The sequence below is a fragment of the Salinivibrio costicola subsp. alcaliphilus genome, assembly GCF_001996185.1.
GTDB classification, from domain to species: Bacteria; Pseudomonadota; Gammaproteobacteria; order Enterobacterales; family Vibrionaceae; genus Salinivibrio; species Salinivibrio costicola.
Genome location: NZ_MUFR01000071.1, coordinates 1 through 6,821 on the forward strand (window position 1 = coordinate 1; position 6,821 = coordinate 6,821).

Sequence of the window (6,821 nt, forward strand, 5' to 3'; positions counted from 1 at the left end):
AGTACGGGGAAGAGCAGCCTCGTGCTCGCCTCGGCGCTCTTGCTCTTTCTGTACTCTGTATTCCGTCATCGGTATTCGGGATCTTGAATACGGAGCGCTACGCTTACAGAATACGGAGAAGAGTAAGGCTAGGCACGATACGCTTTTTCCGTATTCCGTATTCCGTATTCCGTCCCCTAGAACCTAGGATCTTTCTAGCCTCTAGCCTCTAGCCTCTAGCCTCTAGCTTCTGCCCTCAACGCCATGCTCGCGAATATCACCACCCCAAGTGAGAAAAACAAAATGCCGGAGTGGTGGTTAAGGTAATGTTGCGTCAGCATATAGCCAGCAATCAGGATAAGATGGCTGCGCAGCATTATGGTGGCAAAATGTTTGTCTGGCGTGTCGCCTGTGTTGGCTTTTCTGGTTGCTAACCAAGGCGCTGCGATTAACACAATCAAGGTTAACCCGCCAATCAATCCTTTGACTTGTAGTTCTTCTAACAACTGGTTGTGGGCACGACTAAAGTTCATCACGATAGTATCAACCTGGCCTTTTTCAACCAATACCTCTCTAGCGGATGTAAATTGGCTATAGCCAGTCCCTGTGATGGGGTTATCAGCAAATAAATATAAGGCCGTTTTCCATAGCTCGACACGCACACCTGAAGAGCTGGTCACGCTGGGCGTGCGTTGTGTGTCCGCATCGGCCATTTCAGTGCGTTGAATTTGTTGGTAGTCATCCAATTCCGCAAAAACTAAACCAGCTCTATCTAGTGCAGGGATAACGGCAGTGACCACAATCAGAACAACGCTGGTGGCGATGGCCAGATAGTCTCGCGAGCTAAAGTGTTTTCGGTAGTAAATAACTGCCCACAAAGCGACAAAAGGAGTAATCACCCAAGAGCCACGCCCGCCACTGAGCAGTGTGGCGATAAATCCTAGGGTGATGCCTAAAAAGGCGATGGTCTTTAAGGTCGGTAATGTTCGCTGACAGCTATAGATATAGGCGAAAATGCTAAACACACTCAGGCTTGCGGCCATGCCGGCAACTTGAATGGGCATAAAGCCGCCAGTCGAAAGCGCACGAATATCGAGTATATAATGCTGATACAGTGCAATAACTCCTACCAAAGCGGCACCAATCGCGCAGCCGTAAAAAACGGATTTAAGCTCAGGCGGATACTTCAAGAGCAATGCAAAAATCATGATGGCGAGCAAAACACGACTGGGCATATCCAGTTGCTCATAATGCTCTCCCGGTAGGGCAAAGGCGAGTGTGACCACAAAGTAGAGCACCAATGAGCCACTAATCAGTATAGCGGGGCGTGTTTTTAGCGACTGCCACGTACTCGGCAACATTATCAGAGCGGTGACCGCCAATAAAATCGCGCCATATTTGTACGAGTCGGGCGTGATAAGCAAGGTGGTGAAGTAAATCAAACACAATAAGCTGGTGAGCCGTTGGCGAGAAGTAAGCAGCAAGATCCTTTCCTCTGTCTTCTATTTTTTATGAATGGCATGTTGCAGAAATGCGGTTGCATCATACAGGAAGAGCCCAACGCGAGGAAGCGCCTAAGGTCTCAACTCTCAGGGGAGTGACGTTCAATCATCGGTATTCGTGAATGGGGGTACAGAGCGCTTCGCTTCTAGAAACTAGAGACTAGATAGAGCAGATCGTGCTTGCATTGGGGTTTTTGCTTTTTCTGTACTCTGTTTTCCGTCATCGGTATTCGGGATCTTGAATACAGAGCGCTTCGCTTACGGAGTACGAGAAAGAGACGCCTCGTGCTCGCATCGGCGTTCTTGCTCTTTCTGTATTCCGTATTCCGTCCCCTAGGACCCTAGGATCTTTCTAGTCTCTAATCTCTAGTCTCTAGTCTCTAGTCTCTAGTCTCTAGTCTCTAATCCTCATACCCATTCGGGTTTTTAGACTGCCAGCGCCAGGTGTCTTCGACCATGGTTTGCAGATTGCGTGTGGCGGTCCAGTCGAGTGTTGCTTTCGCATAAGCGGGATCGGCGTAGCATTCGGCAATGTCGCCGGCGCGGCGGGGCTTAATCTCGTAAGGGATCGAGCGCTTTGCCGCAGCCTCAAACGCATGCACCATTTCTAACACACTGTTGCCTTGGCCGGTGCCGAGGTTAAAGATATGAGTGCCAGGTTGATGAGCCATTTTATCCAGCGCGGCTAAATGCCCATCGGCTAGATCGACCACGTGAATATAATCACGTACGCCGGTGCCGTCGGGGGTGGGGTAATCATTACCAAACACGCCCAGTTTTTCGCGTCGGCCCACCGCCACTTGTGCCACAAAAGGCAGCAAGTTATTGGGTGTGCCTTGTGGATCTTCACCCAGTAATCCCGATTCATGCGCACCGACCGGGTTAAAGTAACGCAGCAGGGTGATGCTCCAATCTGGATTGGCATGGTGAAAATCCTGCAAGCATTCTTCCACCATTAACTTGCTTCGGCCATAGGGATTAGTCGCCGAGGTGGGGAAGTCTTCTTTGATTGGCACCGATGCGGGATCACCATAAACGGTGGCAGATGAGCTGAAAATGAGCGATTTGACGTTAGCCGCTTGCATTTCACGCACCAGGTTTAGGGTGCCGGAGACATTGTTGTCGTAGTATTTCAGTGGCTTTTCAACCGATTCACCCACGGCTTTTAATCCGGCAAAGTGGATCACACTGTCAATGCTGTATTCAGCAAATACCTTCTTTAAGAACGCACTGTCGCGAATATCACCTTGCATAAAGGCGGGGCGTACCTCGGTGACTTGCTCAATGCGATCGAGCACCATTTCTTTGCTATTACATAGGTTATCGATAACGACAGGCGTATGGCCTTTTTTTATCAGTTGAATGCAAGTGTGGCTGCCAATATACCCTGTGCCACCGGTGACGAGTACCTTCATGATTTATCTGCCTAGTTTGTTACCAAGATCTTCCAATTAGGGCGACAGAATACGGAATACGGGGGGAAATGGGAAGAGCCGGGAAAGATAACCCGGGTGCTCGTATCGGCGCTCTTGCTTTTTCTGTACTCTGTATTCCGTCATCTGTATTCGTGAATGGGAATACGGAGCGCTTCGCTTACAGAGTACGGGAAAGAGACGAGACGCTCTTTCCGTATTCTGTTCCCTAGGCGCTCTTTTTAGCTTTTCGTCTTATTCTTATTTAGCGCACAATCAGTCCGAGTAGGATGCCGACGACGCCGAAATCTGCATCGCTAAAGGTGGTGTTGGCAAAGCCCAGATCGCCGAGTACTGGGAGCAGGAATACCGGCAGGAAGGTGATCAGTAAGCCTTGCGCAAACGCCCCTAATATTGCGCCGCGTCGTCCGCCGGTGGCATTACCGAATACCCCCGCTGCCGCGCCGACGAAAAAGTGGGGTACAACACCTGGGATGATCACGGTGAGCCCTAAGATATAAAGCAAGAACATACCCACTAACCCGGCGATAAAGCTGGATAAAAAGCCTACTAACACGGCATTGGGCGCGTAGGGGAAGACGACGGGGCAATCGAGTGCTGGCTTGGCATTGGGGACCAGTTTGTCGGAGATGCCTTTAAACGCTGGCACAATCTCGGCAATCACCATTCTTACCCCTTGCAAAATCACATACACCCCGCCCGCAAAGGTGATGGACTGCATTAATGCAAACATAAACCAGTGTTTACCGTCACTGACCTCGCGCACAAAGTCCCCGCCGGCAAACAGACACGTCACCATAAAAATAATGCCCATGGTAAACGAGATGGCGACTGGGGTATCACGCAAGAACAAGAGGCTCTTGGGCACGTCCATGTCTTCGGTGGAATGGGCTTTGTTGCCAAATTTGCTGCCAATAAAGCCGGCTAGCACATAAGAGAGGGTAGAGAAGTGACCAATGGCGACTTCATCTGAGCCAGTGACTTGTTGCATGTAGCGATGCGCGATGGCAGGGAAAAACACCATTACCGAACCGACAACCACAGAGCCCAATGCCACCAATGGGATCCCTTCCATGCCGCTGGTGGAAAGAATCGCTGCTACCATCATCGACATAAAGAGGGTGTGGTGGCCGGTTAAAAAGATGAATTTCCATGGGGTTAGGCGTGCGATAAGAATGTTCACCAGCATGCCGAAGAACATGATCATCGCCATTTCTTTGCCAAAGGCTTCTTGCGCAATAGACACAATGGCTTCGTTGTTTGGTACGACACCACTGATGCCAAAGGCGTGCTGGAAAATAGTCGCAAAATCACCGAGTGAGCTGACCACCAATGAGGCACCGGCTCCTAGGATCACAAAACCAAGAATGGTTTTTACCGTGCCTTTGATACATTCAGTCACCGGTTTTTTCTGGGCGATTAAGCCAATCAGTGCAATTAAGCCCACTAATACCGCAGGCTCAGAGAGCACGTCTTTCATCAGGAAGTTAAAAAAGGGCATAACGTGACTCCTTATAGGGCACCGAGTGCTTGTAGGGCTTCAGATAAGCGAGATTTCATTGCCTCTTTATCCACCATGTTATCGAGTGCGACAATGCGTGGTGACACGCTCATCGCTTGCAACTGCTGGGCAATGTCGTTGGTTCCAACAAAGATATCGGCATCTGTCCCAGACACTGAGCCCAGATCGATATGATCGACACTGGCCTCGACGCCGAGATCCTTGATGATTTGTTTGATGCTCATTTCCATCATTAGGCTGGTGCCAAGACCATGACCGCATACAACTGTGATTTTCATAATTCAGACCTTCTATTTTTGTGTAGGTATTTGCGTTTTATTGGTATCGGGTTTTGGATTAGTACTCGGCGATGATCGCTAAGATCTCATCCGCGGTGGTTGCGCGGCTGATCTGTGCGATGTGCGCCTCGTTCATAAATAGGTTCGCGAGTTGAGAAATGGCCTCGACATGGCTATTGCTGTCAGTAGCCGCAAGAGTAACCAGCACCTTGACCGGGTCGTTTTCCGCGCTATCAAAATTGACGCCGTTTTGAATCACGGTAATAGCAAGGGCTAAGCGGTTCACGCCATCTTCTGGGCGCGCGTGGGGCATGGCAATGCCTGGACCAATAACATAGTAGGGGCCGATTTCTTGATGCGAGCGATAAATGGCGTCGACATAGCTTGGCTCGATAGCTCCGTTAGTCAAAAGTGCTGCGCAGGCTTTATCGATAGCGTCTTGCCAATCGTTTGCATCGGTATGAATACGGATAACGTCAGGAGTAATGAGTTCACGTAACATGGTGCCGTCCGTTTTGTGGGAGTAATAGGTTTGTTGGCGAATTGTTGATAACTCTATCGCTGAAATGCGGGTAATAAATAGACAAAGGTCACAAATGATAGCGCTACCTGATAGCGCTATCATAATGTGTGATAGCGCTATCATTTTTTCTGGTTGGCGGTGAGCCATGCTATAAAGCGGTCATACTAGGCAAGGATTATTGGCTGATGGCTGTGATAGGATACGGTTGAATAAAATGATGAGTAATCAATAAATAAGATGAGTGAACCGCGAAAACGACGTAACACGGGTAAAGTCACGCTCGCTGATGTCGCCAAACGAGCAGGAGTAGGCACTATGACAGTGTCTAGGGTGTTGCGCACGCCGGATGCTGTCTCTGATAAATTGCGCGATAAGGTTCAACGTGCTGTTGAGCAGCTTGGCTATATACCGAATAAAGCCGCAGGCGCCTTGGCCTCGGCGCAAAGCTATGCCATTGCGTTGATTATTCCTTCTCTGCTGGAAAAGGCTTGCGGCTTGTTTTTGCCTAGTTTTCAACAGCGGCTGAATAAAGCCGGCTATCAACTGTTGCTGGGTTACAGTGATTATTCTGTCCAGCAAGAAGAGGATTTGCTTGCCAGCTTTTTAGAAAGTCGCCCGGCAGCCGTGGTGCTGTTTGGCAGTGAACATACCCAGCGCACTCATCAACTGCTCGCGATGGCCAATGCGCCTGTCCTCGAAATCGCTGAGTCACCATCAATGGTAGATTATGCCAGCATGGGGGTAGATCACCACGAGATAGGTAAGGTTGGTACGTCGCACCTTTTAAGCCAAGGATTTAATAATATTGGTTTTATTGGCGCACGAGGGAATCATGCGACCTTGCAACGCAAACTGCAAGGCTGGCAGGGTGCGATGATTGAGCACTATTTAACCCCAGATCATTTTTTAACCACCCACGAGGCGCCATCGGCACAATTGGGGGCAGAGGGCCTAGCGAAATTGTTGCTTCGCGATGCCACGTTGGACGCGCTAGTCTGTAGCCATGAAGAGGTAGCTATCGGCGCGTTGTTTGAGTGTCACCGACGGGTATTAAAAGTGCCCACTGATATCGCGATTATCAGTTTGGAGGGCTCATCGATGAGTGAACATGCGTTTCCTAGCCTGACAAGCGTTGAAATTGACTATCAATCCCTCGGCGCCCAGGCAGCGTCGCATATTTTACAAGCCATTGAAGGTCAACCGCTCGCAGTATCTACAACTATTCCGTTTAAACTGGCACACCGCGCCAGCACCGCGAGAAAAAATTAGTTTTTTGGCCGTTTTATAGGGACAGGCACTTTAGTCCCGATGGTGCCTTTGTCATGGGTGACACAAGCCTCGGGATTAGGCCAACAACAATGCACCATGCCAACGGGCGCCTGTTGCACTGCGCCATGCAATGGGCGCCTGTCACTATCGGTGCTAAATTTGACCTCCGTGTCGGAGGCGCGCCAGTTATATCGAAGAACGAGGCTCACATCGTGTTGGCGCTTGTCCGACCTTGTATCTCTCCTGGAGTTGAGGTTAGCTACCTCTGTTCCGGTGAGTTTGGTGATGCTGAGTCCGACCTTAGCACCTGATGCT

At 49.9% G+C, this 6,821-nt stretch carries 8 protein-coding genes; 2 read left to right on the forward strand and 6 right to left on the reverse strand.

Features of this window, described 5'->3' with window-relative positions:
* A partial coding sequence (locus tag BZJ21_RS16710) for a hypothetical protein (RefSeq protein ID WP_236719583.1) occupies positions 1 to 212 on the forward strand: 212 nt, incomplete at its 5' end.
* Positions 213 to 215: 3 nt separating this feature from the next.
* Here BZJ21_RS16710 and BZJ21_RS14850 read toward each other — a convergent pair.
* From BZJ21_RS14850 to BZJ21_RS14870, 5 genes are all read right to left on the reverse strand, one after another.
* A complete protein-coding gene (locus tag BZJ21_RS14850; protein ID WP_077670200.1) occupies positions 216 to 1,463 on the reverse strand; it encodes an O-antigen ligase family protein in 1,248 nt (415 codons plus the stop codon).
* Positions 1,464 to 1,882: 419 nt separating this feature from the next.
* Positions 1,883 to 2,896: a UDP-glucose 4-epimerase GalE gene (gene galE / locus BZJ21_RS14855; protein WP_077670201.1), complete on the reverse strand. Its 1,014-nt coding sequence runs from the start codon at positions 2,894 to 2,896 to the stop codon at positions 1,883 to 1,885.
* A 262-nt stretch (positions 2,897 to 3,158) separates the two neighbouring features.
* Positions 3,159 to 4,415, reverse strand: coding sequence for a PTS ascorbate transporter subunit IIC (locus BZJ21_RS14860; RefSeq protein ID WP_077670202.1), 1,257 nt, complete (start codon positions 4,413 to 4,415; stop codon positions 3,159 to 3,161).
* An 11-nt stretch (positions 4,416 to 4,426) separates the two neighbouring features.
* Entirely contained in the window at positions 4,427 to 4,714 is a 288-nt protein-coding gene (locus tag BZJ21_RS14865) for a PTS sugar transporter subunit IIB (RefSeq protein ID WP_077670203.1), read from the reverse strand.
* Positions 4,715 to 4,772: 58 nt separating this feature from the next.
* Positions 4,773 to 5,216, reverse strand: coding sequence for a PTS sugar transporter subunit IIA (locus tag BZJ21_RS14870; protein WP_077670206.1), 444 nt, complete (start codon positions 5,214 to 5,216; stop codon positions 4,773 to 4,775).
* Between the two features lie 258 nt (positions 5,217 to 5,474).
* Between BZJ21_RS14870 and BZJ21_RS14875 the strand changes: the two genes are divergently transcribed.
* Entirely contained in the window at positions 5,475 to 6,506 is a 1,032-nt protein-coding gene (locus BZJ21_RS14875; RefSeq protein ID WP_077670204.1) for a LacI family DNA-binding transcriptional regulator, read from the forward strand.
* Here BZJ21_RS14875 and BZJ21_RS16715 read toward each other — a convergent pair.
* Positions 6,503 to 6,821 (reverse strand): hypothetical protein (locus tag BZJ21_RS16715; protein ID WP_236719584.1); only part of this gene is annotated, 319 nt, incomplete at its 5' end. The two genes, BZJ21_RS14875 and BZJ21_RS16715, sit on opposite strands and share 4 nt — an antisense overlap.